This window comes from Shewanella frigidimarina (assembly GCF_003797125.1).
GTDB lineage: Bacteria > Pseudomonadota > Gammaproteobacteria > Enterobacterales > Shewanellaceae > Shewanella > Shewanella frigidimarina.
On sequence record NZ_RKKE01000005.1, the window covers coordinates 42876 to 67308 of the forward strand.

Below are 24433 nucleotides of genomic sequence, written 5' to 3' on the forward strand. Positions count from 1 at the left end.
AGATTGGATCTGCGCAAATTGTCATAGGTTTGTGATATTGTTAGCCGCAATTAGGTTTGAGTCGGATAATGTGCATCATGCTGACAAATAAAAAAGTATTACTTGGAATTGGTGGCGGTATTGCCGCATATAAAAGTGCGGACTTAATCCGTCGATTAAAAGAGCGTGGCGCAGACGTGCGTGTCATCATGACTCAGAGCGCGATGGAGTTTATCACTCCATTAACCATACAAGCGCTTTCAGGCCATCCTGTAGCCTCAGATTTGCTCGATCCCGCAGCAGAGGCGGCTATGGGTCATATCGAACTCGCTCGTTGGGCTGATGTTGTATTGCTTGCACCTGCTACGGCAAATTTAATCGCACGTATTAATGCCGGCATGGCAGACGACTTATTAACAACAACCTGTTTAGCGACCAGCGCTCCCGTCATTGTCTGCCCTGCAATGAACCAGCAAATGTACCAAAATATCGCTACCCAAGAAAACATGGCTAATTTAGCCCGTAAAGGTTTTACCATTTGGCAACCCGCCTCAGGTAATCAAGCATGCGGTGAAGTCGGCCCTGGCAGAATGCAAGAACCCGTTGTTATGGCAGAACAACTGATACAATTTTTTGGCCCTAAAATATTACAAGGCCATCAGCTGCTCATTACCGCAGGGCCAACGCGTGAAGCAATTGACCCCGTTCGCTATATCTCCAACCACAGCTCAGGAAAAATGGGTTTCTCTTTAGCCCAAGCAGCCGCAGAAATGGGCGCAACCGTCACATTAATCTCAGGTCCGGTTAATCTAGCCACACCAGCAGGTGTCACACGTATTGATGTGAGCTCAGCACAACAAATGCTTGATGCAGTGATGGGGCAGGTTGAACAACATGATATTTTTATTGGCTGCGCCGCAGTAGCCGATTATCGAATAGCTGACGTTGCGGATCAAAAAATCAAAAAATCGACTGAACAAATGCAACTTGCGCTAGTGCGGAATCCTGATATCTTAGCCACGGTAGCTCAGCACACGACTCGTCCATTCACAGTAGGTTTTGCAGCAGAAACCAACGATGTAGAGCAATACGCCCGAGGTAAACTGCAACGCAAAAAGCTTGATATGATTGCCGCCAATGATGTCTCTATTCAAGGCTTAGGCTTTAATGCCGATAGCAATGCACTACAGGTATTTTGGCAAGACGGCAGCCAACAACTGCCCGCCACAGACAAACTGACACTGGCGCGCCAATTACTTACATTGATAGAACAACAATTAAAAAAATCATGAAAACACCCATTGAACTAAAAATTATCGACTCACGCATCGGCAATGAATTTCCTTTGCCAGCTTATGCGACACCCGGTAGCGCAGGCATGGATTTACGTGCAATGATCGACACCGCGATGGTCATTGAGCCAAGTCAAACCGTATTAATTCCAACAGGTATCGCCATTCATGTGGCAGACCCAAGCCTTGCAGCGGTGATTTTACCGCGCTCAGGCATGGGTCATAAACATGGCATTGTTTTGGGTAATTTAGTGGGCTTAATTGACTCCGATTACCAAGGACAGTTAATGGTGTCATGTTGGAACAGAAGTGATAAACCATTCACACTCGAAATAGGCGATCGATTAGCACAATTGATGTTTGTACCCGTTATACAGGCAACATTTGCCGTAGTGGATGAGTTTAATAGCTCAGATCGTGGAGAAGGCGGCTTTGGTCATTCAGGCACCAAATAACCTTTTCAAGTAGTCACTGAGCCAAGGAACAGATAATGGCTGAAAGCCCTAAAATAAATCGTCGTGAGCATATTTTACAATGCTTGGCGCAAATGCTCGAAACCAGCCCAGGTCAACGTATAACAACAGCAAAGCTCGCCGCCGAAGTTGGCGTGTCAGAAGCCGCACTATATAGACACTTCCCCAGTAAAGCGCGGATGTTTGAAGGCTTAATCGAATTTATTGAAGATGCGATTTTATCACGCTTAAACATCATCATGGACGAAGAAAAAGACACCATGACCCGCTGCCAGTTGGTACTACACCTGCTATTAGTATTTTCTGAACGTAATCCAGGTATTTCAAGGGTACTTAATGGTGATGCTCTGCTAGGTGAAAATGAACGTCTACGCAGTAGGATCGACGTGCTATTTGCCAAAATAGAAACACACATCAAACAAATTCTACGTGAAAAAACTTTGCGTGAAGGAGTAGGCTTTAATATCGATGAAGCCATTCTCGCCAACTTGCTGTTAGCTTTTGCAGAAGGACGTATTTCACAGTTTGTCCGCAGTGAGTTTAAACAAAAGCCAACACAACACTTTGATGAACAGTGGACGTTTATTCAACAGCAATTGCTAAGAAGTTAATATCGCATAAATAAAGGATGCTAGTTCGGTCCTTTTGCTGCCAATGCTACTTACTCTTCCTTTACCCTTAAACCGTATCAGATCGAATATTTATACCACATAAAAACGAAGTAAGAACGAACGATTAAACAAGGATGTCTCATGATTTTCACCAAATACCTAACCATTATGTTACTTGTCTGTGGTGGCCTATTCACCCATGCATTTGCAGCAGAAAGCCTTTCTACTGCACGACTATTTAGCCGAGGGGCTGAATTTAGCAATGTAAAAATATCTCCAACAGGCGATTATATTAGTGCAATAACCAAACATAATGGTAAAGACAAGCTACTAATATTAAATGCAAAAACAAAACAAATACATCATGCGATATTTTTCCCTAGCAATGCCCAAGTGGGTGATTACGCTTGGGTAAATAATGAACGAATCGTCTTGCAAAAAGAATACTTAAAAGGTTGGAGTGACGTACCGCTGTATTATGGTGAGCTAATGGCTGTTAATGCCGATGGGTCAAGAGCAACTTACCTTTTTGGTTTTAATAGCGGCGAGCAACAAACTGGTTCACATCTGAAGAAAAATACCCCCATAAGAGCAACGGCATTTATTTTAGATCCCCTTCCCGATGACGACCGCTATATGCTCGTCAATGCAATCCCATGGAATGAGTCTAATTCTTTAAACTATGAATTATCACAAACTGTATACCGTGTAGATTTATACAAAGGGTTCCGCAGAAAAGTCACCACTTCGCCTATAGGTTACTCTCGATTTCTAACCGATCACGATGGTGAAGTACGCTTTGTTGCAGGCGAAGACGAAAACAACATAACAAAAGTATTTTATCGTCAAGACCGCGAATGGCTTAACACCGATAACCTCAAACTCAATTTGGATGATTTCTACCCAATATCTTTTGCCGAAAATAAAAATAGTATTTATGCTGCGGCTCGGGTAAAAGGCGAAACCTTAGGGATTTATGAAATCAATCTAGAAACAGGTGAAAAAACGCAAATTATTAAAGATGACAAAAGTGATCCCAGTAATTACTGGATAAACCAAACGACCAAAAAACTCTATGCAGTTGAATTTGAAAATGGTTATCCGTCTTACGCTTTCGTCAATCCAGAAGACAGTCATTCAAAATTGCTAAAGCAGTTGCTCGCATCATTACCTGGCCATCAAGTTCGTATTGTTAGCGAAACTCGTCATTCAGAAAAACTCATCGTGGTGGCATTTAACGATCGAAATCCTGGTGATTATTATATATTTGACACCAAGGCGCTCACACTCCAACACTTAGCCTCTGCCAAGAAATGGCTCGACCCAGCGCAAATGTCAGAAGTGAAGCCAATTAGCTTTACCAGCCGAGACGGTAAAATAATTAGCGGTTATTTAACATTACCTTATGGTAAAGAAGCGAAAAACCTCCCTCTTGTAGTCAATCCCCATGGTGGTCCACATGGAATAAGAGATGAATGGGGGTTTAATACTCAAAACCAAATGCTAGCAAATCAAGGGATGGCAGTATTACAAGTCAATTTCCGTGGTTCAGGTGGTTTTGGACAAAATTTTGAACAAGCTGGATTCCAAAAATGGGGTTCAGAAGTACAATATGACATTCTCGACGCCACTCATTACGTCATTGATCAAGGTTATGTAGATAAAAACCGCATCTGTATTTCTGGTGGTAGTTTTGGTGGCTATAGTGCATTGCAAAGCGCAATACTTGAACCCGATCTGTTCAAATGCGCTATCGGTTTTGCAGGGATTTATAATTTAGAACTGATGTTCGATGAAGGAGATATTGCAAATAGTGCTTCGGGTACTAGTTACCTTAAAAATGTTTTAGGTCAAAATAGTGAAGTACTAAGGGCTATGTCTCCCTCAGAAAATGTAGATAAGCTTAAAGCAAACTTGCTTCTAGTACATGGCGGTGACGATGAACGAGCGCCCATTGAACAACTAGAATCATTAGAAAAAGCCCTTAAAGCACGTGATTATCCCTATGAAAAACTGGTGATGGATGATGAAGGCCATGGTTTCTACAATGATGACAATCGTGCCCAATATTATGAAAAAATGCTCCTATTCCTTAAAAAGAACCTAGACATTAAATCGTAATGAGCTAATAAGCATTATATCAACAGGCCGATACCCGGCAAACGGGGTCGGCTTTTTTGTACCTGCGTTATGCTTCTAAGCAAATTCTATCGCGCAAATAGGCCAAGAAAACAGGTATTAACATCAATTAAAAGTCGTAATATATGTTCATATTCCACCTCATCTCAATGAATAAATAGTGAGTACGTATTGCTCCGACCACTTGAATTAAATACAATAACGTTACATTTTTAACATTAATTACACGGACTGTATTTATGCTGCGCATTTTATACCTCACATGTTGTTTGCTCGTTCTATTTACCACCCACACTTTGCGGCTCCTCAAATTAAAGACTTCAGTGCCGATTCAGAGTTTTCTGAAGTCAAAATATCTCCCGATGGTGAGCACCTCGCGGTTATTCTCATTGAAGATGAAAAGCGCACCTTGCTCATCCTCAACCTTGAATCCATGAAGCCGACTTACGCGGTCAAATTCAATGGTGATGAAGAAGTGGGCCGTTATTATTGGGTCAATGACGAGCGGATTGTATTACAAAAACTCTATAAGCATGCCCAGCGTGAAGTGTCAGATTATTATGGTGAGTTACTCGCTGTAAATTATGATGGCAGCAAATCTAAATACCTGTTTGGTTATAATGGCGGCGGCTCGACAGGAACGAGTATTTCAAATAATGAAGCTATCCGCGCAAGTGCATTTGTTTTAGATACTTTAAAAGATGATGACAAATACATTTACGTTATGGCCTATCCTTGGAATGGGATGAACTACGCATATACCCTTGTATATCGCGTTAACGTCTACTCAGGTAAACGCAAACGCCTTACCACTTCACCTATCGCAAATGCAGGTTTCCTTGTTGATAATAAAGAAGACGTTCGCTTTAGCTTTGCAAGAGATAAGAAAAACGATGATCAACTGTTCTACTATGAGAATGGTGAATGGGTTGATGCAGAAAGAATTAAAGGCGGACTAACCGATTTCTACCCTATTTCGTTCACAGAAGACAACAAATCAATTTATGCTATCGCCAATGGTGAAGGCGCTACTCGCGCTATTTACGAAGTCGAACTCGCAACGGCTAAACATAAAAAAATCATCCAACATGATGTTGTCGATCCATTCATGACATGGGTGAGTGACCAAACAAATACCCTCTACGCAGTAGAGTTTGAAAATGGTTATCCTGAGTATCGCTTTGTCGATACTGAAAGTGCTAAAGCCAAAGCATTACAACAGCTAATGACTGCTATTCCAGACCATCGTATTCGTATTGTCAGTGAAACCATCGACGGCAATACACTTATCGTTGTTGCAATGAATGACAAAAACTCTGGTGACTACTATTTATTTGACCGTAAAAAGCTCAAATTAAAATTCTTGTTTGCTGAAAATGCTGCGCTAGATCCTAGTGAAATGTCAGAAGTGCGTCCAATCAGTTTTACTAACCGTGATGGCGTCACTATTCATGGCTATTTAACCCTACCTAGCGGCCTTAAAGAGCATAAAAATATGCCTCTCGTGGTTAATCCACATGGTGGACCACATGGCCCGCGCGACTTATGGGTATTTAACCCAGAAAACCAACTATTAGCGCAAAATGGCATCGCCGTGTTACAAGTTAACTTCCGTGGTTCTGGTGGATATGGTAAAGCGTTTGAAGAGTCTGGTTACCTCGCTTGGGGCAGCAAAATTCAATACGATATTATCGACGCAACTCAATATGTCATCGATCAAGGTTATGCCGACAAAGATAGAGTGTGTATTTCTGGTGGCAGCTTTGGCGGATACTCAGCATTGATGAGCCCGATGTTAGCGCCAGACATGTTTAAATGTGCCGTTGGTGTTGCCGGTGTTTATGATTTAGAGCAAATGTATAAAACGGGCGATGTACCAGACTCTTATGGTGGTGAGGCATACTTAAAAGACGTATTGGGTACAGATATCCAACAACTACGTGCGATGTCACCAACACATAACGTCAACAAACTTAAATCTAAAGTGCTATTAATTCATGGCGAAGAAGACGAACGCGCGCCAATCGAACAGTTTGAAGCAATGGAAAAAGCCTTAGAACAAGCTAACTATCCATTTCAGAAAGAGATTTGGAGAAAAGAAGGTCATGGCTTCTTTAATGCCGAAAACCGTACAAAATATTATGAAATCATGCTTAAGTTCATCAAAGAGAACTTAAATGTAAAGTAGATATCGCTTAAGCGTATAACAACCAAAAGCCGATACCCGACTAACGGGGTCGGCTTTTTTGTTACCTACAGTATTAATTTACAGCAAATCGCGCTATTCTCCTTTTCCCCTATGGGGCAGCCAAGTGGGTGTTAATCTACACTCATACAAACAGTGATATCGAGTCGTTGGAGGATATATGGCACTCAGTGAAGCCGCAATAAAAGTACAAGCAGCGCTAAAAGACCGTGGGTTAGAAACCCCAATGCTGCCAAAAACTTCCACGCCTGAAGAACGTAAAGTCAAAATTGAACACCATATGCGTGAAATCTTGACCTTAATGTCACTCGACCTAACCGACGACAGCTTAGTTGATACTCCTCGTCGTATAGCAAAAATGTATGTCGACGAAATATTCTCTGGGCTTGATTACGAAAACTTCCCTAAGATCACTGTTATCGAAAACAAAATGGGTGTTGATGAAATGGTGCGTGTACAAGACATCAGTCTTACCAGCACCTGCGAACACCATTTAGTGACCATAGATGGCTTCGCAACGGTGGCCTATTTGCCACGCACAAAAATTATTGGCTTGTCTAAAATCAATCGTATCGTGCGCTTCTTTTCCCAACGCCCACAAGTACAAGAGCGCCTAACCCAACAAGTGTTAGTGGCATTGCAAACCCTACTTGAAACCAAAGACGTTGCGGTAAAAATGGATGCGGTACATTACTGCGTTAAATCTCGCGGCGTCATGGACTCAACTAGCTCTACTACCACTACAGCGCTTGGCGGTATTTTTAAATCAAATCCGGCGACCCGTGCCGAGTTTTTACACCAAGTAAAATAATGTGGTAAATAACACGCAAATAAAAACGCAGCCACCGATGTTGTCATCTAGGAGCTGCGTTTTTGTTTTAAATTTGAATAAGATTAAATGCCGTATTGCTCACGATACGCGCTAACTGAAGCAAGTTCTGCTTCCATACCCGGCTTTTCAGACAAGTAACAGATTAAATCAACAAGCTTAATAATCGACACAATCTGACAACCAAAATCGCGTTCAACTTCTTGAATCGCCGACAGCTCGCCCTTACCTTTTTCTTGACGATCAAGTGCAATCAACACACCAGCAAGTTGGGCATTGTGGGCATGAATAATTTCCATCGATTCGCGAATAGCCGTACCGGCGGTGATCACATCGTCCACCAGCATTACTTTACCTTTTAACTCGCTGCCCACCAAACTGCCACCTTCGCCGTGTTTTTTGGCTTCTTTACGGTTAAAGCAGTAAGGAATATCCACATTGTGATGATCGCATAACGCTACAGCTGTGGTTGTCGCTATCGGAATACCTTTATACGCTGGGCCAAATAACAAATCGAACTCAATACCCGAGTCCATTAACGCCGCAGCATAAAAGCGACCTAAACGCGCTAAGTCTTTACCCGTATTAAACAATCCTGCATTAAAAAAGTACGGACTCGTACGGCCAGATTTAAGGGTAAACTCACCAAAACGTAATACTTGGCGGGCTAAAGCAAACTCAATAAATTCGCGCTGATAGGCTTTCACGGTTATTCCTCTTTCATCAAATTTTAGATTAAAAAAAAGGACCGTAATCGGTCCTCATTTTTCAACAGCATATTAACTTAATGCGGCTTTTTGCACATCGACAATTTCGCGAATACTGTTTTTAGCTAACACTAACAACTCAAGTAACTCTTCATGGCTAAATGGCTCGCCTTCTGCAGTACCTTGAATTTCAATAATCTTACCGGTTTCTGTCATCACAACGTTCATGTCAGTTTCAGCAGCACTGTCTTCAATGTATTCTAAATCACTGATCGCTTCGCCTTTGTAAATACCAACACTAACAGCTGCAATTAAAAACTTAAGTGGGTTAGCTTTAATAATGCCTTTACCACGAGCCCAGTTAAGCGCATCAACTAACGCCACACAAGCACCAGTAATAGCCGCAGTACGCGTACCGCCATCAGCTTGAATAACATCACAATCGATAACGATAGTGTTTTCACCTAACAACTTCATGTCTACAGCTGCACGTAATGCACGACCAATTAAACGTTGAATTTCTTGGGTACGGCCAGACTGCTTACCACGAGCCGCTTCACGGTCCATGCGGCTGTGAGTTGAACGCGGTAACATACCGTATTCAGCGGTTACCCAACCTTGGCCTTGGCCTTTAAGAAAGCGCGGCACGCCTTCAGTGAAACTTGCTGTACATAATACTTTTGTGTCGCCAAACTCAACTAAAACAGAGCCTTCAGCATGTGCAGTAAAAGAACGCGTAATAGTGATAGGGCGAGTTTGAGCTGGTGTACGGTTACTTGGGCGCATGAAAAGTCCTGTAGTCGAATTCATATCATATTTGAGCCCATATTATAGAGCTTCACGCCGTTAGATGCCATGGTAAGCAGCGATAAGCCACAAATCTATCGACTAATCCTTTAATCCCATCCGCGAAAACGGCTATAATCAACTCACATTCGCGTAAATAACATAACAGGACACTTCATGATCCAAAGCATGACAGCCTACGCTCGTATCGAGCACAAAGCACAATGGGGCACTGCCTCATGGGAAATCCGTTCAGTCAACCAGCGCTACTTAGAAACCTACCTGCGCCTACCTGAGCAGTTTCGCAGCTTTGAACCTGTCTTACGCGACCGCTTACGTAAACGCCTTAATCGCGGAAAAATCGAAGTTAATTTACGTTATGAACTCGCCGACAACAGCAGTAATGAATTACAACTAAATCAAGATTTAGCCAAGCAGTTACTCAGTGCAGCAAACTGGTTAAAACAAGAAGCCGGACAAGGCGAACTCAGCCTGACAGATGTACTGCGTTGGCCTGGCGTGCTATCGGCAGCAGAGCAAGATATGGATAACGTAGGTGCCGATTTAATGATCGCGTTCGACAGTGCTATCGATCAGTTTATCGAAGCTCGCGGCCGTGAAGGTGAGGCTATTAAAGACATGCTACTTACCCGTTTAGATGGTGTAATGGAACAAGTCAACGTTGTGCGTGAACACATGCCAACTGTAATGCAGTATCAACGCGACAAATTAACTAACCGCTTAGCCGATATTGCTGGTGAATTAGACCCTGCCCGTATCGAACAAGAAATGGTGTTATTGGCGCAAAAGCAAGATGTCGCCGAAGAAATGGACCGCCTTGAAGCTCACGTAGCTGAAGCTCGCCGCATTCTAAAAAAAGGTGGCAGCGAAGGCCGCCGTCTAGACTTTATGATGCAAGAATTTAACCGCGAATCAAATACCCTAGCCTCAAAATCAATCAGCGCAGAAATCACTTCAGCTGCAGTTGAGCTAAAAGTATTGATTGAGCAAATGCGCGAGCAGATCCAAAACGTTGAATAACGTTTCTCCCTGCTCTCAAATGCTAAAAAATCCGTAATGACAAATGTTATTACGGATTTTTTGTTTTTAGCGCTTTGTGTGACGGTTTCCTATTGAGTGAAAAAGTAGGACTAAAATGGTGACTAATTTGATTCGTCATAACGGTTAAAAAATCTAGTTATTCATTTGAACTTAAGCTAATACATATCAATGTCAATTATGCATCAATGTGCTAGAGCCCAAAGCACATAAGGCATTGAGCAATTAAGTCAGGCCAATTCCGCCCCATTTAATAGACAAGCAGATCGCCATCAACTACCCTCATATATGCCGTTAAAATAAACAGTATCTCGTTAAGAACAGTTATTAATGGCAATGAAGGGATAACAAAGCTGGGGGCCGAAAAATGAAAAATATTTTTGTTTTTGGTGCGGACGAATTCAACCTTTCCCTAATGCGTTCGCTCGATTCTGCCCATGAATATTGTTTTCATGAGCTTTATCAATATTCAGAGGTAAAGACAGGAAAAGAATTTCCGGTCGAAACCTTGTATGAAGGCGCTTTAGCGCGATTGAATAGCTATCCTGGCTCCGTAGATGCCATTGTTGGCTATTTGGATTTCCCCGTTAGCACCATGCTCCCTCTATTGTGCCAATCTTTAGGCTTACCCTCTCCCAGCTTTGAAGCAGTACTCAAATGCGAGCATAAATACTGGAGCCGGTTGGAACAGCGCCGAGTCATCCCAGAATACATCCCAAACTTTTGCTCGGTTGATCCTTTTAAAGATGATTATAAGCAGCAAATCACCCTCGATTATCCTTTCTGGCTTAAGCCGGTAAAAGCGGTTTTATCACACCTTGGGTTTATGGTGCGTAATGATAGTGAACTCGAAATGGCGATTATGGAGACCCGCAAAAAAATCTACTGCTTTGCCAAGCCGTTCAACTACTTACTTCAATTTGCTGACCTGCCAGATGAAATTGCCGCTGTTGATGGCTATCACTGCATCGCCGAAGGAATAATCTCCCATGGTCAGCAATGTACGCTTGAAGGCTATGTTTTTGATGGCAAACTGTGCGTCTATGGAGCAGTTGACTCAATACGTGAAGGTGAGCATGGTTCCAGCTTTTCTCGCTATCAATATCCATCATCAATCCCACAGACGGTTCAGGACAAAATGATCGCCGTCACCGACGGCTTCCTTACCGCTATCGATTTTGATAATGGTCCATTCAATATCGAGTATTACTGGGACAAGGAGAGTGACCATATCTGGTTGCTGGAAATTAATACCCGTATTTCCAAGTCCCATTCGCCATTATTTCGCAACGTCGATGGTAAGTCACATCACCAAGTAATGCTGGATTTGGCCTTAGGTAAACAACCTGTATTTCCCCATCGTAAAGGTTTATATAAATATTCGGCCAAGTTTATGTGGCGTACACATGCTGATGCACTGGTAAAACGGATACCCACAGAGCAAGAAATACAGGCCATTACCCAGCGTATCGCGGGCACTGATATTCAGCTGCATGTCCGTGAGGGAATGCGCCTGTGTGATCTTAATTATCAAGACAGTTACAGCTATGAGATCGCGACGGTATTTATCGGTGGTGGTAGCGAACAGGAACTGTTGCAGAAATATCATGATGTACAACAGGCATTACCGCTGGAACTTGTACCACTGCTTTAAATGACTTGTGCGATAATCATAAGGAGGAAATATGACGGCTGCCAAGCACTGCGCATACAAAATCCGCCATATCGAACATTGCTGGATCCCGATGGCCGATGGCATTCGTCTTTCAGCCCGCATCTGGATGCCAGAAAATGCTGAAGCTAAGCCTGTGCCGGCTATTTTCGAGTTTATTCCTTATCGTAAACGTGATGGCGTCAGATTACGTGACGAAACCATGCATCCATATTTTGCCGGACACGGCTATGCCTGTATCCGTGTGGATATCCGTGGTAGTGGCGACTCTGAAGGTGTGCTGACGGACGAATATCTGCAGCAGGAACTCGACGATGGTATCACTGTTATTGAGTGGCTTGAGAAGCAACCATGGTGCGACGGCAATATTGGCATGTATGGGATCTCATGGGGGGGATTCAATGGCTTGCAAATTGCGGCAATGCAACCACCGCAACTTAAAGCTATCGTCAGCGTTTGCTCTACTGATGATCGCTACGCCGATGATGTGCACTATATGGGAGGCTGCCTGCTCGGTGATAATCTTTCTTGGGCCTCGACGATGTTTGCTTACAACTCTTTACCACCGGATCCACAAATTGTCGGTAACAAGTGGCGCGACATGTGGTTTGAACGCCTTAAAGGCAGTGGCTTATGGCTCGATACTTGGCTTAATCATCAACACCGTGACAAATATTGGCAACATGGCTCAATTTGCGAAGATTTTTCTAAAGTACAGATCCCGGTCATGGCTGTCAGCGGCTGGGCCGATGGCTACAGTAATGCAGTTTTTCGGCTGCTCACCAACTTGCCTGGTCCGAGACAAGGATTAATTGGCCCCTGGAGCCATAAATACCCGCATATTGGCGTGCCCGGCCCTGCAATTGGTTTTTTGCAGGAATGTCTGCGGTGGTGGGATAAATGGTTGAAAGGTATTGAGACCGGCATTATGGACGAGCCCATGCTGCGGGCATGGATGCTGGACAGTATGCCTCCGTCAACGTCTTACCATCAACGCTTTGGCCGCTGGGTCAGCGAACCATCTTGGCCATCATCCAATATTGGTACACTTGCCTTCAAGCTTGATAAATATCGATTGGTAGATGAATTTGCAGAAGTTGCGGAGGAAGAGCTGTGCTTGCAGTCGCCATTAAGTAACGGTCTGTTTGCGGGTAAATGGTGTTCATATAGCACAACACCAGATCTTCCCCATGATCAGCGTGAAGAAGAAGGCGGCGCGTTAGTTTTCACAAGTGAGGCTCTGGACACCACGCTTGAGATCATGGGCGCGGTGGTAATCGAGCTAGAAATATCGGCCAGTAAGCCAATGGCAATGATCGCTGTGCGTCTATCTGATGTGCATCCAGACAACAAAAGCTCGAGGGTAACATACGGCCTGCTGAACCTGACCCATAGAGATAGCCATGAAAATCCGACTCCACTGCAACCAAATAAGCGCTATTGGGTAAAGCTTCAGCTTAACGGTATCGCACAGACCTTCCCTAAGGGCCACCGGATCCGAATTGCAATTTCCTCCTCTTATTTTCCGCTAGCTTGGCCTCCAGCAGAGTCGACACAACTCAAGATTTACACTGGTTGCAGTCGGGTGATATTGCCGAGTCGAATCCCACGAGAAGAAACGATAACTTTCCTTGATCCTGAGGCTTCCGTAAGTGGTGCCAAGCAGCAACTTATAGAAGGACATCATAACTGGCGAGTAATCCGCGAACTGGACAAGGATTTGTCTACTTTAGAAGTCATTAACGACAACGGTACTTACCTCCTCGAAGATATCGACTTGATTGTGAATCGCGAAGCGAATGAGTGGTACTCCTACCAGCGTGATGACTTTCAATCAGCACAGGGTAAAACTCTCTGGCGATGGGGATTTAAGCGAGGTGACTGGGCTGTAGAGACCGTCACTCGAACCTTACTGCACTGCGATGAGTTTTATTTTTATCTGGATGCAGAACTAGACGCTTATGAAGGAGACAAGCGCGTTTATTCGCAAAACTGGAACCTTCGTATTCATCGTAACTTGGTTTGATACTGAAGTGGGTATTTAGGCCGGTATTCTGTATCGCCTCAATAGATCCTCGTATTATTCACCATCACGTTGCCACTACACACAACCCAGAACGATGTACTAAAGGCATTAAGGACAAAACAAGTACAGAAACAAACTTAACCTATTTGGGCTGCATATCAGTACACCGATATGCAACCAACTGCGGGGAAATGATTAAAGACAGGGAATACCAAATTAAGCCGTTTGAAAATGCTAAAACAGACTAAAAAAATTTTTATCTATCCGCGCCAGCATCAACCAGCCTTATCACCAACTGCTTGTGTACTCTGTGGTAAATTTCAGTCTACAATGCCATGCATCACTTGTGCATCTATACGCATTAGCACTTACAGCAAAGGCCTTTAATGACCAATCCCTACTCAGCTAAACAGTGGCTCCAACTCAATATGCAGCAGCAAGGTTTATTACAGCCTTTGACGTCATTGCCAAAGCTTATCCAGCAATTAAGTTATGTGCAAATTGACTCTATTAATGTGGTTGAACGCGCGCATCATCATGTATTACACAGTCGCCTGCCCGAATATTCTGCCACCATGCTAGATTCAGCAATGGGCGATAAAACCGTGTTTGAGTACTGGTCCCATGCGGCTGCTTATCTACCTATTGAAGATTACCGTTTTAGCCTGTATCGCAAACAGCAATTACAACAAGGTGGTAAGCATTGGTTTGAACCAGAACATAAAGTCATGCGTGAAGTTAAAGCCCGTATTCGCGCCGAAGGTCCATTAAAAGCCAGTCAGTTCACCCATGAGTCAGACACTAAAAATGGCACTTGGTGGGATTGGACACCAGCTAAAAAAGCGCTTGAGCAGTTGTTTATGCAAGGCGAGTTAATGGTTGCTAAGCGCGACAAGTTTCAAAAGGTGTACGACTTAACAGAGCGAGTACTCCCAAAGCACATCGACACCACAGCACCTAGCGATACAGAATTTGCCCAACACTTGATTCAGCGTTATTTATCGGCGCATGGTTTTGGTAATTTGCAGCAAATACAATATTTACGCAAAGGCCTCAAACCTCTACTCAGCCAAACATTAGCGCAACTGTGCGAACAAGGTGATATAGCCAGCTTTACCGACCCCAGCGCCAATACACAACACGTTTACTTCTACCAACCTACGTTCACCTTACCCACTGCTATTCCCAATAAAGTCTGGCTACTTAATCCGTTTGATAATTTAGTCATTCAACGCCAAAAGCTTAGGCAATGGTTTGGGTTTGATTATCAAATAGAAGTGTATGTGCCTGAGGCTAAACGCCAATTCGGCTATTATTCACTGCCCATTCTATGGCGTGACGGTTTTGTTGGCCGCGTAGATGTAAAAGCCGACCGTAAAAACCAATGTTTGTTACTGCAAAACCTGCACATTGAAACGAGCACATTGACGAACCAACATGATGAATTAAATGATAAGGCGCATTTTGTTTCTGCGTTAATCGAGGCCATTAATCACTACTGCACATTCAACAACTGCCAGTGTTGGCAGCTAATACAATGTAACGATAAAACGATTGCTAAAATGTTACTCAAAGCAAGTCAACAGCGTAGTTAACTGCATACTTTGTGGTTCCTCCCTCCCCTACAAAAGTGACGCAACACTATTTACGCAGAGGTATGTAATGTTGTTCACGTTTTAAACATTTATTACCACACCTAATTCAATAGCTTGAGTTACGTCACTAACCCCAAAGATGTAGTGGGATACCTTCAAAAGGCTAAAAATAATAACAACCTACATAAAAACCTAAGCGGGGAGAAAACACGATGTTTTATATACACATGCTGCTGTTATTAGCGGTGATATTTGTTGGTATTCGCCATGGCGGTATCGCCTTTGGTTTATTGGGCGGGTTAGGTGTATCGGTACTCGCATTTGTATTTGGCGTTGCACCAGGTGCGCCACCTATTAGTGTAATGTTAATTATTCTAGCCGTAGTGGCGGCTTCGGCGACGTTAGAGGCCACAGGCGGTTTAAAGCTGTTGGTAAAGTTTGCTGAAAAACTATTACGTAAACATCCAGAGCACATCGTCTTTTTAGGCCCACTATGTACCTATTCATTAACCGTTCTGGTTGGTACTGGTCATTCTGTTTATCCCCTTCTTCCTGTAATTTACGATGTGGCGTACAAAAAAGGCATCCGCCCAGAACGTCCATTAGCCATGGCAACTGTAGCATCACAAATGGGTATTACAGCCAGCCCAATTGCCGCAGCTGCCGCAGTTGTGCTTGCCACTGCCGTTGATAATAATCTAGATATCAACTTACTTGATGTACTCATGGTGACCATTCCCGCTACACTAACAGGCTTACTAGTCGCGTGTACTTGGAGCTTAAAGCGCGGTAAAGATTTAGATAAAGATGAAGAGTTTCAGGCACGTTTAACAGATGATGAGTTTCGTGAAGCATTAACCGACCCAAAAGCAGATGAGGTGCAAACACCCCAAGCAGAATCGACCGCAAAGAAAGGCTTAACAGTATTTTTACTCGGTATATTTGCCGTTATTATGGTGGCGATGTTTAGTAAGCAAATACTGCCTGCTGGCGTAAAAATGTCGGTAGCGATTCAGTTTATGATGCTGTCAGTTGGTGGGGTGATTTTACTCGCCACCAATATTTCACCGAAAAAAATTGTCACCAGTAACGTGTTTACCGCCGGTATGACTGCGGTCATTATCATTTTTGGTATTGCATGGATGAGTGACACCATTATTGAGCACCATAAAACCTATTTAGTGAGTGCGGTAAGCGACATTGTCAGCGTGTATCCATGGACATTTGCTATTGCGATGTTTGTGTCGTCTATCTTCTTAAAAAGCCAAGCAGCGGTATTAACTATAATGCTGCCACTGGGGTATTCACTCGGCATCCCAGCACCAGTATTAATCGGTGTACTACCAGCGTGTTATGCCTACTTCTTCTTCCCATTCTACCCAAGCGATTTAGCGGCGATTAGTTTTGATAGAACTGGCACAACTCATATTGGTAAATATGTACTTAACCACAGCTTTATTATTCCAGGCTTTATTGGCGTAGTAACCGCAACATTTGTGGGTTACTTTATATCTATGGCAATTAACTAGCCTCAGCTTGTAATTTGGCTTTGAGCTTTAAGCTAAGAACTAAAGTGATAAACCGCTAGTGAATTGACCCAAATAAGTCACTAGCATCAATAAGAATGGCAGCCAACGTGGCTGCCATTTTTGTTTTTAATCATTGAGAACCCAAAGACCGAAGAACGAAGACCTAAAAAACTAAAATTATCTGATGAGTTATCGACAGGTTCATGGGGTAATCCGCCCACCATATCGTCCTCTGCAACACGCAAAAATCCATCCATGTGACTTGGAGAAAACATCCTGTTTTCAACAGTTACAACTGCCGATATGGCTGGCTTATCCTACCGCTAATTTCGCGGCTTCATGCCACATTGCATCTGGCATAGGCGTCATTAACTTCCAGGTTATATTCATCGGTTGTGAACCTGAGTGTTTAACATATTTCACAAGACCAAAATTGACAAAACCCATGGTGCGGCCATTTTCATCTTTTGCTTGCTCGCGCACAAACAAAATCAATTTACGGCCCATTTTTTCATGCTCGATATAGCTTAAACCTCTGCCATATTCGGGTCTCGCACTATTTTGAGATTGCCAATGGAATAGCGATTCATTAATTGCGTAGTCATGGAACATGGTGGTTGGTGAAAATTGTTTGACTGACTTTTTCAAGGTCACAAACAGTAATTCAACGTTAAGATCGTTAAGGACTAAAACGCCTTCCCTTGCGGTTGATTTTCTGTCAAAAGAACTTGCACCACTGGCGGCGAGTATTTGTTCCCTGGTATATCTTGAATGCACTTTTAAGGTAGGTATTGAGGGGATATGCATTTCAAGTTCGCTATGATGAATTCGATCTATAAGTAACGATATAACATCAAGCAGTTCTGCTTGTAATTGAGTATGTCTCAACGCAGCTAAACTTTGCTTAAGGCTAGTAAAACCTAGCTCGGTTCCTGACTTATCCCAAAAATTATAGTGGCACATTAATGCAAATTGGCACTGGGTCGCATCCATATCATCGAAACTGAAGTTATCGATAATTAGCTGCTTTAAAAACTGCAAATATGAAATGGAACTGCAAGCGAACAAATGATAATTTATCGTTCGATAGTAGGCTTTAGCTAGAATTACGTTTAAATTTGGTTCATTAATTTGATTGTTATTTGCACTACCAACCAATTCTAACCAACTCATTTTTAGCTTATAAATGTCTTCTAAATTAACATTTGGATTAAAGCGTAAAAAATTAACCAAGCTTAAGGTAAGCGTACTTTGGTGCCCAAAATTGTTAATGAGCTGTCGCAGCCTGCTAGCATTCATGGTTGCACGGCTAATATTTCGTAAAATCATTGCCTGAGTCTGTTCTTCTAGCTCGATCCGACAGCCTAATGGCAAGTGAGGAAAATCATTGGTTATCTCATCTTTAATCGATTGATTCGTTTTACCAACCAGCGCGCGAAACTTTTGTGAAAAGTCATATTCATCACGAGAATTACCCACAAAATCCAATACTGTACAGCACTGTTTATCATCGGTTAGACGCAATCCTCGTCCTAGCTGCTGCAAAAAGATCGTTAAGCTTTCGGTTGGACGTAAAAACAATAATGTATCAACGTCTGGAATATCGACACCTTCATTAAAAATATCCACCACGCATAAAATGTTCACATGACCGCTAATTAAACTCTGTCGTTTTTGTTGCCTCTCGTGACTATTATCACTGGTGAGTACATCCGCACTAATACCGGCTAGGGTAAACTTACTCGCCATGTATTCGGCATGCTGTTTACTGACACAAAACGCCAAGGCTTTTATTTGATGAATGTCAGTGACTGTATCATTCAGGCTGCTAATAATGCGCATGACTCGCTGCTCATTATGAGTATAAAGATTGCTTAGCTCTGCGATATCATATCGCCCTTGATGCCATTTAACTTTACGAAGGTCGGTCTCATCATCAATAGCAAAATACTGAAAAGGGCACAAATAGCGCTGAGTGATTGCTTCGGGTAAACGAATTTCTGCAGCGATTACCCCACAAAAATCATCGAGAATATTTTGCCCATCATGTCGCTCAGGTGTGGCGGTTAACCCTAATAAAATTTGGGGTGAGAAATGCGTTAACAATCCTCGATAACTGCTAGCAGCAATATGATGCACTTCATCTATCACAATATAATCATAAAAATCAGCGGTGAGCGGTAAGCTTGATAATTGCAGATTCAAGCTTTGTATCGAAGCAAACAAGTGCTGGTAGCTATGAGGCTTATGCTCAGCAACCCACAATTCACCAAACTGATTATTCTTCAATACACCACGATATGCAGACAACGCTTGCTTAAGAATTTCTTGTCGATGAGCCACGAATAAGAAATTAGCTTCTGGATGCTGTTTATAAAAACGGGCAAAATCAAAGGCAGAAATAAGCGTTTTACCAGTGCCCGTTGCCGCAACTATTAGATTTTTATACCGCTGATGAATACTCCGCTCAACATTTAACTGCTCAAGGATCTCTCGCTGATGTGCAAAGGGTTTTATATCAAAATGAAAAGTGCTGCTTTCGCTATAACTCCCTTTAGCCTCACGTAATGCTTCATGAAGCTTGTTTTTAGATTCAATATCGCCATCAAATAATTCAAATTCATTGGATTGCCAATATGACTCAAAGGTGTTGAGGGATTTATCGATTATGTGAGGAATTTCTTGGGTGGTTATTTTTAAATTCCATTCAAGGCCACTCGTCAACGCAGAATGCGATAAATTCGATGACCCAATATAACCGGTATGAAATCCTGTATTGCGCAAAAATAAATAAGATTTCGCATGCAGGCGCTCGCGCTTGGTGTTGTAACTCAATTTAACTTCGGTGTTAGGTAAGCTCGCTAAAAACTCGACCGCTTTAGCATCCGTCGCTCCCATATAAGATGTCGTGATGACCCGCAGGGTCTTGCCACTTCGAGTGAATTCTTCAATCTCATTTTTAAAAATCCGAATGCCTGCCCACTTAATAAAAGACACTAACCAATAAATTTTATCTGCTGAGCGGATCTCACGCTTTAGTTCAGTGTCTAAAGAAATTCCGGCATTACTACCACAAAAAAGTTCGCTTTGGCTTAATCCTGTTAGCGGATAAATGGCTTTAGTAAACGCAGGAAAGTCCGTCGATATGGGATTTTTTTTATCAAATAGCGCTGTTAATATACGGCCTTTACTATCGAGTAAGTTTTCATTAATCAATTGATCATCTTGAACATGATCTTTCAACCAAAGCACTAACTTATTTGCCAAGCCGATTTGCTCTGTGAGTTGATTGTCTCCGCTAGGGATAGCACCAATGGCACTCTCCATTATCTTGGTCAAAAATCTCGATAGCCAAACACTGGCCTCAGCGCTTTCTATTGGCCGCTCACCTAAATAGAACACATCACGATTGATGCTTTTATCTATCAGTTGAGTAATAAGCTTTTCATAAATACCAACTTGTTCCATGTCAGATAGGCCTTTTGAAAGTGAAAACACTAAGAATATACCATAGCAATAAGTGCATATTACGACTAAGAATAATATTATTTATCAATAAAATGCTTACAGAACAACGATTAAATTAGCGCACCAACACATACCTTGTGCTTCTACCGCCCGCGCCGGTTTTGACCAAACATTGTTGTTCAACTAGTTGAGCCAAATGTCGGGTGGCAGTGGCGCGGCTGACTTTAGCCACTTTTTGATATTGGCTACTGCTGATCCCATCACTAAAATCACCATCAAGCAGCCGGTTAAGTACCTTAACTTGTTCTGTTGTTAATGTTGGGGTGAGTAAGCGTTGGTCCACTCGACGCCAAAATTGGGTTTTAGCAGTAGTTTGCTCAATGCTATTGAGCGTGTGTTGAACAGCATCATTTAAAGTGTCTAAAAACCATAGTAGCCAAGGTGTAATATCAAGGGATCCCTGTTGGGTAGACTCTAATATCGCGTAATAAGCTTTACGTCGCTCAAGTATGCTAACTGACATAGCATAAAAATGAATCGAACGATGTTCAGCTTGCGCTAATGCTAAATCGGTGAGCAAACGGGTGATACGTCCATTACCATCATCAAGCGGATGCAAGGTGACAAACCACAAATGAGTGATGGCTGCTCGTACTAGCGGATCAAGGTCTGCCTGTTTTCGTGATTGATTAAACCACTCAATAAACTGCGTTAAACTTTGGTCTAGCGTATCTCGAGGAGGCACTTCAAAATGGATCGTCGGTTTGTCTAAACGCCCCGATACCACCTGCATAGGCTCATCGCCGCGTAACTTACCGCCAATAACAGGATTAAACACGGCTTGGTTACTCGGAAACAACAGAGCATGCCAATCTAAAATACGCGTTAGCCTAAGTGGCTGTTGCCAGTTTTGTAGCGCATCTAAGGTGATATCAGCTAAACCATCGGTTTGTGCAGTAGTGGGATAAGGGTTTTCTTCGCTCACCCCAAGTTTATTGGCCAAAGATGAACGTACAGACAATGCGTTGAGCGTTTCGCCTTCTATCGCACTTGAATGAACGATGTTGGCGATCATAGTATCGAGTGTCCATTGACTAACAGATTCAGTGCCTATCTTACCCAGTAACAAACCTTGGTTAAATTGAATTTTACGCAATAAAGGATTAATACGGATATGGTCCCATACAAAATCAGGCCATTCTTGTTGTTGCCAAATCCACATATTAACCTCTGTTTAGCTGACTTAAATACTGCTTTGATGCAAACACCAACCTATTCTACTCACCATATGAGGCAAATAGCAATTTATTCGCCTCACCATATGAGGCGAATAGGATGGTTAATTGCCTCATGGATCCGACTAGCAAGCGCAATAACACCTTGGCTGGCATTTCGGTATAATCATTTACTGATTCAATAACCTTCAATTTTTATCACTCAATGCGACTGTAATTAATGACATCCAAGCAGACTGAACTATCGACATCAGCACAAGCCGATATGCCCAAACCCACTATGACGAGTAAGCAGGATAATAAAGTATTTATTATCGGTTTGCCGCGTACCGGCACAACCAGTGTGAGTGTGGCCTTGCTTGAGCAAGGGTTAACGGTTGCCCACCAAGCCTTTACTAAGCAGGCGTTTATGTTGGCCGATGCTGTGTCTGATGCGCCGTGTTTTAGTGATTATCAGCAATTAGATAAGTTATTTCCCAACGCTAAGTTTGTCTATTTAGATAGGCCGTTAGATAAGTGGTTGCCGTCGATGCAAATGTTACTGGGCAGAATGCTAGTACATTTAGATAAAGATAAGGGCCGCTTTCATCCAGTAATGAAGCGCAGCTTTAATCATTGCTTTGATATATGGCAGGTTGAGGATGTGTTTGATGAAGCACATTTAACGGCCTGTTATCAGCGTCACCAGCAGCAAGTGTTGAGCTATTTTGCAGGGCGAAATGACTTTATAACCATTGATATCAGCGTTGCTGGTAGCTTTGCTACGTTGCTGCAGTTTATTGATTTAGCTGAGCCTGATACGGCCGAACTCCCGCAACTGAACTTTCCACAATTAAACTTTCCACAATTAAACATGGGCCGCAATGTGGCCAGCTGGGATGAATATAAACACCCAAATAAAATTAGCGCTAATGCTTCTGGCCCTGATAAACGTAAGTTTTTTGATTACCGACTTTAACGATTTAAATTTAGAATGAGCCAGTTAATACAGCACTACTCGCGCAGCAGCTTTTAACCGTTCATATATCACGTAGCGGTTACTTATCTTTATTACGCTTTTTCTTAGCAACGGTTAACCAATCTAAACTCACACCCGATATGGCATTAAAACCACGGATGCGGAAAATAAGTGTCAGTAATTGCGGCCTTGGGCGTGCTTTGGGTTCAACTGAGCGCGGAATAAACCACAATGCCACCAGCGATCGCATGATGGTCGATATCATAAACACCAAAAATATGGGGTTGGTTAACCAAGCGTTTAAACCTGTCCAGATGAGAAAATCTGCTGCATACGAGGCAATTACACCGCCCACCATCGCGCCGACAAACACAAAACCGGCACTCAATGCTGCCTGTAATGCGGCATAAATAGCAAAGTCACTGCGAAAAGGTCGAATATCATAAAGATAATTGGCGGTACTTAAGGTAAAGCCGCTCCAGGCTAAACCGGAAAAGGCTTGAATAGCCAATATATAAAGATAGTTATCAGAAAATAGCCACAATAACGGCAAACCAGGAATTAAACAGCTGGTAATGATCATCACTAATCTATTGCCGTACAGATCGCTAAATCGGCCCCAAAATCGCAAGGTAATAAACTGCGTAACAATTGAAGCGACGCTCGAAAGCACAAATTCAAAATAGGTGAAATGCAGATCTTCCAACATGTATACCGCAAAAAACGGTGCCGAAATGGCGACCATGCACTGCATACCCGCGACAAATAAACTGTAATGGCGGAAGGTTTTGTCTTTCCAGGCTTCACGAAAATTACCAAATGTTTGCTTAAACACCCCAGACACTTTGGCGATTCTAGGCTCGGGGTCGTGCATTTGCAGTAGCAACCAGGCTGAAGTAAACCGGCCCATTGCCGCAATAGAAAACAATAAGCTAAAACCCAACCACGCCATTTGCATTGAGTCGGTTAAGGTTAAAATACCGCCGCCGACAAAGAACACACTCAGCGATGCCATCATGGTTAATCGAGTACGTGAAGCAAAAAAGGCTCCTCGTCGGCGTTGCGGTACAATCATGCCCATCCAGGCACGCCAATGTGGCTGAATTAGATTAATAAACCCTTGATACAACACCGCTAAACCAATAAATAACCACACCGCATTATCTGGTCTAAACGCTGCTAGCGCGCCCATACCCAACACTACCAATGCTTGTAACCCTGCACATGCCACAATAAATTGCCGACGACTAAAATGACTCGCCAGCCATACTGACAACAGTTGCGCCAGTGAGCCAAACAACTGAGGTAAGCCAGTTACCCAACCCATTTGGCCTAAACTAGCCCCTAAGAATATGGCATAAGCATTAAAAAAGTTATCACTGGTGGCGGTCATGGTTGACGATGCAACCGCCTCTTGTTGGCTACGGCGTAGGGTACATCGAAGCCACGACAGTCTGTCACGACTGCGCGAACAAGGATTATTGCTCGATGTTGAATGCTCTGAAGACATAAAGGTCTTAATGCATGTCCTTGATAAAATACAGAACAAAATTATGGCTGATAAATATCCCGCTCACAATCTATAACGTTCATATAAACATCTATTTTAATGATCAGCATAAATACTCAAGAGCCACTGTGTCGCCGAATAGTAAATTGATTTCGTTAAAATGGCACATCGCATAAATTAATAATTACCTTGACTAAAATGAAACAAAAATTTTACATTAGTCAAATAATGAGCGCTATGGAAAGTGCTTTACAGCTTAAAGCTTACTTTAACGCTTTGCTGTTCTGCTTAATCACACCCATTGTGTTTTATCCTTCCATTACAACGCCATTAACAATTAGTGACACCTTAACGTGTTG

Annotated in this window: 18 protein-coding genes; 12 read left to right on the forward strand and 6 right to left on the reverse strand. The window is 42.8% G+C overall.

What is annotated here, in order from left to right; all coding sequences use genetic code 11:
• The first annotated feature begins 68 nt into the window (after positions 1–68).
• The 6 genes from coaBC (at position 69) to folE (ending at position 7511) form a co-directional block, all read left to right on the forward strand.
• Positions 69–1271 carry a bifunctional phosphopantothenoylcysteine decarboxylase/phosphopantothenate--cysteine ligase CoaBC gene (gene coaBC / locus EGC86_RS15165; RefSeq protein WP_207893049.1) on the forward strand — a complete coding sequence of 401 codons (1203 nt, stop codon included), beginning with the start codon at positions 69–71 and terminating at the stop codon, positions 1269–1271.
• Entirely contained in the window at positions 1268–1726 is a 459-nt protein-coding gene (gene dut / locus EGC86_RS15170) for a dUTP diphosphatase (protein ID WP_011639239.1), read from the forward strand. The genes coaBC and dut overlap by 4 nt, the downstream gene beginning before the upstream one ends.
• Before the next feature lie 35 nt (positions 1727–1761).
• Positions 1762–2355 carry a nucleoid occlusion factor SlmA gene (gene slmA, locus EGC86_RS15175; protein ID WP_011639240.1) on the forward strand — a complete coding sequence of 198 codons (594 nt, stop codon included), beginning with the start codon at positions 1762–1764 and terminating at the stop codon, positions 2353–2355.
• Between the two features lie 168 nt (positions 2356–2523).
• Positions 2524–4476 carry an alpha/beta hydrolase family protein gene (locus EGC86_RS15180; RefSeq protein ID WP_244262889.1) on the forward strand — a complete coding sequence of 651 codons (1953 nt, stop codon included), beginning with the start codon at positions 2524–2526 and terminating at the stop codon, positions 4474–4476.
• Positions 4477–4756: 280 nt separating this feature from the next.
• Entirely contained in the window at positions 4757–6682 is a 1926-nt protein-coding gene (locus EGC86_RS15185; protein WP_123778102.1) for an alpha/beta hydrolase family protein, read from the forward strand.
• Between the two features lie 178 nt (positions 6683–6860).
• Complete coding sequence (gene folE, locus EGC86_RS15190) at positions 6861–7511, forward strand: GTP cyclohydrolase I FolE (protein ID WP_011639243.1); 651 nt, start codon at positions 6861–6863, stop codon at positions 7509–7511.
• A gap of 83 nt (positions 7512–7594) precedes the next feature.
• Here folE and pyrE read toward each other — a convergent pair whose 3' ends face one another.
• Complete coding sequence (gene pyrE / locus EGC86_RS15195; RefSeq protein ID WP_123778103.1) at positions 7595–8236, reverse strand: orotate phosphoribosyltransferase; 642 nt, start codon at positions 8234–8236, stop codon at positions 7595–7597.
• A 72-nt stretch (positions 8237–8308) separates the two neighbouring features.
• The gene (rph, locus tag EGC86_RS15200) at positions 8309–9022 is read right to left on the reverse strand and encodes a ribonuclease PH (protein ID WP_011639245.1); all 714 of its coding nucleotides are present in this window, start codon (positions 9020–9022) and stop codon (positions 8309–8311) included.
• A 177-nt stretch (positions 9023–9199) separates the two neighbouring features.
• On the opposite strand from rph, the gene EGC86_RS15205 reads away from it, so the two are divergent.
• The 5 genes from EGC86_RS15205 to EGC86_RS15225 all read left to right on the forward strand — a co-directional run bounded on the left by EGC86_RS15205 (position 9200) and on the right by EGC86_RS15225 (position 16903).
• A complete protein-coding gene (locus EGC86_RS15205; protein WP_123778104.1) occupies positions 9200–10063 on the forward strand; it encodes a YicC/YloC family endoribonuclease in 864 nt (287 codons plus the stop codon).
• A gap of 385 nt (positions 10064–10448) precedes the next feature.
• A complete protein-coding gene (locus EGC86_RS15210) occupies positions 10449–11735 on the forward strand; it encodes an ATP-grasp domain-containing protein (RefSeq protein ID WP_123778105.1) in 1287 nt (428 codons plus the stop codon).
• A 31-nt stretch (positions 11736–11766) separates the two neighbouring features.
• The gene (locus tag EGC86_RS15215) at positions 11767–13779 is read left to right on the forward strand and encodes a CocE/NonD family hydrolase (RefSeq protein ID WP_123778106.1); all 2013 of its coding nucleotides are present in this window, start codon (positions 11767–11769) and stop codon (positions 13777–13779) included.
• A gap of 386 nt (positions 13780–14165) precedes the next feature.
• A complete protein-coding gene (locus EGC86_RS15220) occupies positions 14166–15374 on the forward strand; it encodes a winged helix-turn-helix domain-containing protein (protein WP_123778107.1) in 1209 nt (402 codons plus the stop codon).
• Positions 15375–15586: 212 nt separating this feature from the next.
• Complete coding sequence (locus EGC86_RS15225) at positions 15587–16903, forward strand: anaerobic C4-dicarboxylate transporter (protein WP_123778108.1); 1317 nt, start codon at positions 15587–15589, stop codon at positions 16901–16903.
• Positions 16904–16989: 86 nt separating this feature from the next.
• Here EGC86_RS15225 and EGC86_RS15230 read toward each other — a convergent pair whose 3' ends face one another.
• From EGC86_RS15230 to EGC86_RS15240, 3 genes are all read right to left on the reverse strand, one after another.
• Positions 16990–17178: a hypothetical protein gene (locus EGC86_RS15230; protein WP_123778109.1), complete on the reverse strand. Its 189-nt coding sequence runs from the start codon at positions 17176–17178 to the stop codon at positions 16990–16992.
• Between the two features lie 37 nt (positions 17179–17215).
• The gene (locus tag EGC86_RS15235) at positions 17216–20371 is read right to left on the reverse strand and encodes a DUF3427 domain-containing protein (RefSeq protein ID WP_123778224.1); all 3156 of its coding nucleotides are present in this window, start codon (positions 20369–20371) and stop codon (positions 17216–17218) included.
• A gap of 115 nt (positions 20372–20486) precedes the next feature.
• Positions 20487–21593 carry a Fic family protein gene (locus tag EGC86_RS15240; protein WP_123778110.1) on the reverse strand — a complete coding sequence of 369 codons (1107 nt, stop codon included), beginning with the start codon at positions 21591–21593 and terminating at the stop codon, positions 20487–20489.
• A 233-nt stretch (positions 21594–21826) separates the two neighbouring features.
• On the opposite strand from EGC86_RS15240, the gene EGC86_RS15245 reads away from it, so the two are divergent.
• Complete coding sequence (locus EGC86_RS15245) at positions 21827–22564, forward strand: sulfotransferase family protein (RefSeq protein WP_123778111.1); 738 nt, start codon at positions 21827–21829, stop codon at positions 22562–22564.
• Between the two features lie 79 nt (positions 22565–22643).
• Here EGC86_RS15245 and EGC86_RS15250 read toward each other — a convergent pair whose 3' ends face one another.
• A complete protein-coding gene (locus tag EGC86_RS15250; protein ID WP_165872430.1) occupies positions 22644–24074 on the reverse strand; it encodes an MFS transporter in 1431 nt (476 codons plus the stop codon).
• Positions 24075–24433 lie beyond the last annotated feature (359 nt).

What these genes read in the sequence shown, in the direction of transcription:
- rph (WP_011639245.1), bottom strand. Translation starts at nt 9,022, where the DNA reads ATGCGCCCAAGTAACCGTACACCAGCTCAAACTCGCCCTATCACTATT.
- slmA (WP_011639240.1), top strand. Translation starts at nt 1,762, where the DNA reads ATGGCTGAAAGCCCTAAAATAAATCGTCGTGAGCATATTTTACAATGC.
- EGC86_RS15240 (WP_123778110.1), bottom strand. Translation starts at nt 21,593, where the DNA reads ATGTGGATTTGGCAACAACAAGAATGGCCTGATTTTGTATGGGACCAT.
- EGC86_RS15180 (WP_244262889.1), top strand. Translation starts at nt 2,524, where the DNA reads ATGTTACTTGTCTGTGGTGGCCTATTCACCCATGCATTTGCAGCAGAA.
- EGC86_RS15235 (WP_123778224.1), bottom strand. Translation starts at nt 20,371, where the DNA reads ATGGAACAAGTTGGTATTTATGAAAAGCTTATTACTCAACTGATAGAT.
- EGC86_RS15225 (WP_123778108.1), top strand. Translation starts at nt 15,587, where the DNA reads ATGTTTTATATACACATGCTGCTGTTATTAGCGGTGATATTTGTTGGT.
- EGC86_RS15205 (WP_123778104.1), top strand. Translation starts at nt 9,200, where the DNA reads ATGATCCAAAGCATGACAGCCTACGCTCGTATCGAGCACAAAGCACAA.
- EGC86_RS15245 (WP_123778111.1), top strand. Translation starts at nt 21,827, where the DNA reads ATGACATCCAAGCAGACTGAACTATCGACATCAGCACAAGCCGATATG.
- EGC86_RS15230 (WP_123778109.1), bottom strand. Translation starts at nt 17,178, where the DNA reads ATGTTTTCTCCAAGTCACATGGATGGATTTTTGCGTGTTGCAGAGGAC.
- EGC86_RS15185 (WP_123778102.1), top strand. Translation starts at nt 4,757, where the DNA reads ATGTTGTTTGCTCGTTCTATTTACCACCCACACTTTGCGGCTCCTCAA.
- EGC86_RS15220 (WP_123778107.1), top strand. Translation starts at nt 14,166, where the DNA reads ATGACCAATCCCTACTCAGCTAAACAGTGGCTCCAACTCAATATGCAG.
- EGC86_RS15210 (WP_123778105.1), top strand. Translation starts at nt 10,449, where the DNA reads ATGAAAAATATTTTTGTTTTTGGTGCGGACGAATTCAACCTTTCCCTA.
- EGC86_RS15250 (WP_165872430.1), bottom strand. Translation starts at nt 24,074, where the DNA reads ATGTCTTCAGAGCATTCAACATCGAGCAATAATCCTTGTTCGCGCAGT.
- EGC86_RS15215 (WP_123778106.1), top strand. Translation starts at nt 11,767, where the DNA reads ATGACGGCTGCCAAGCACTGCGCATACAAAATCCGCCATATCGAACAT.
- dut (WP_011639239.1), top strand. Translation starts at nt 1,268, where the DNA reads ATGAAAACACCCATTGAACTAAAAATTATCGACTCACGCATCGGCAAT.
- folE (WP_011639243.1), top strand. Translation starts at nt 6,861, where the DNA reads ATGGCACTCAGTGAAGCCGCAATAAAAGTACAAGCAGCGCTAAAAGAC.
- coaBC (WP_207893049.1), top strand. Translation starts at nt 69, where the DNA reads ATGTGCATCATGCTGACAAATAAAAAAGTATTACTTGGAATTGGTGGC.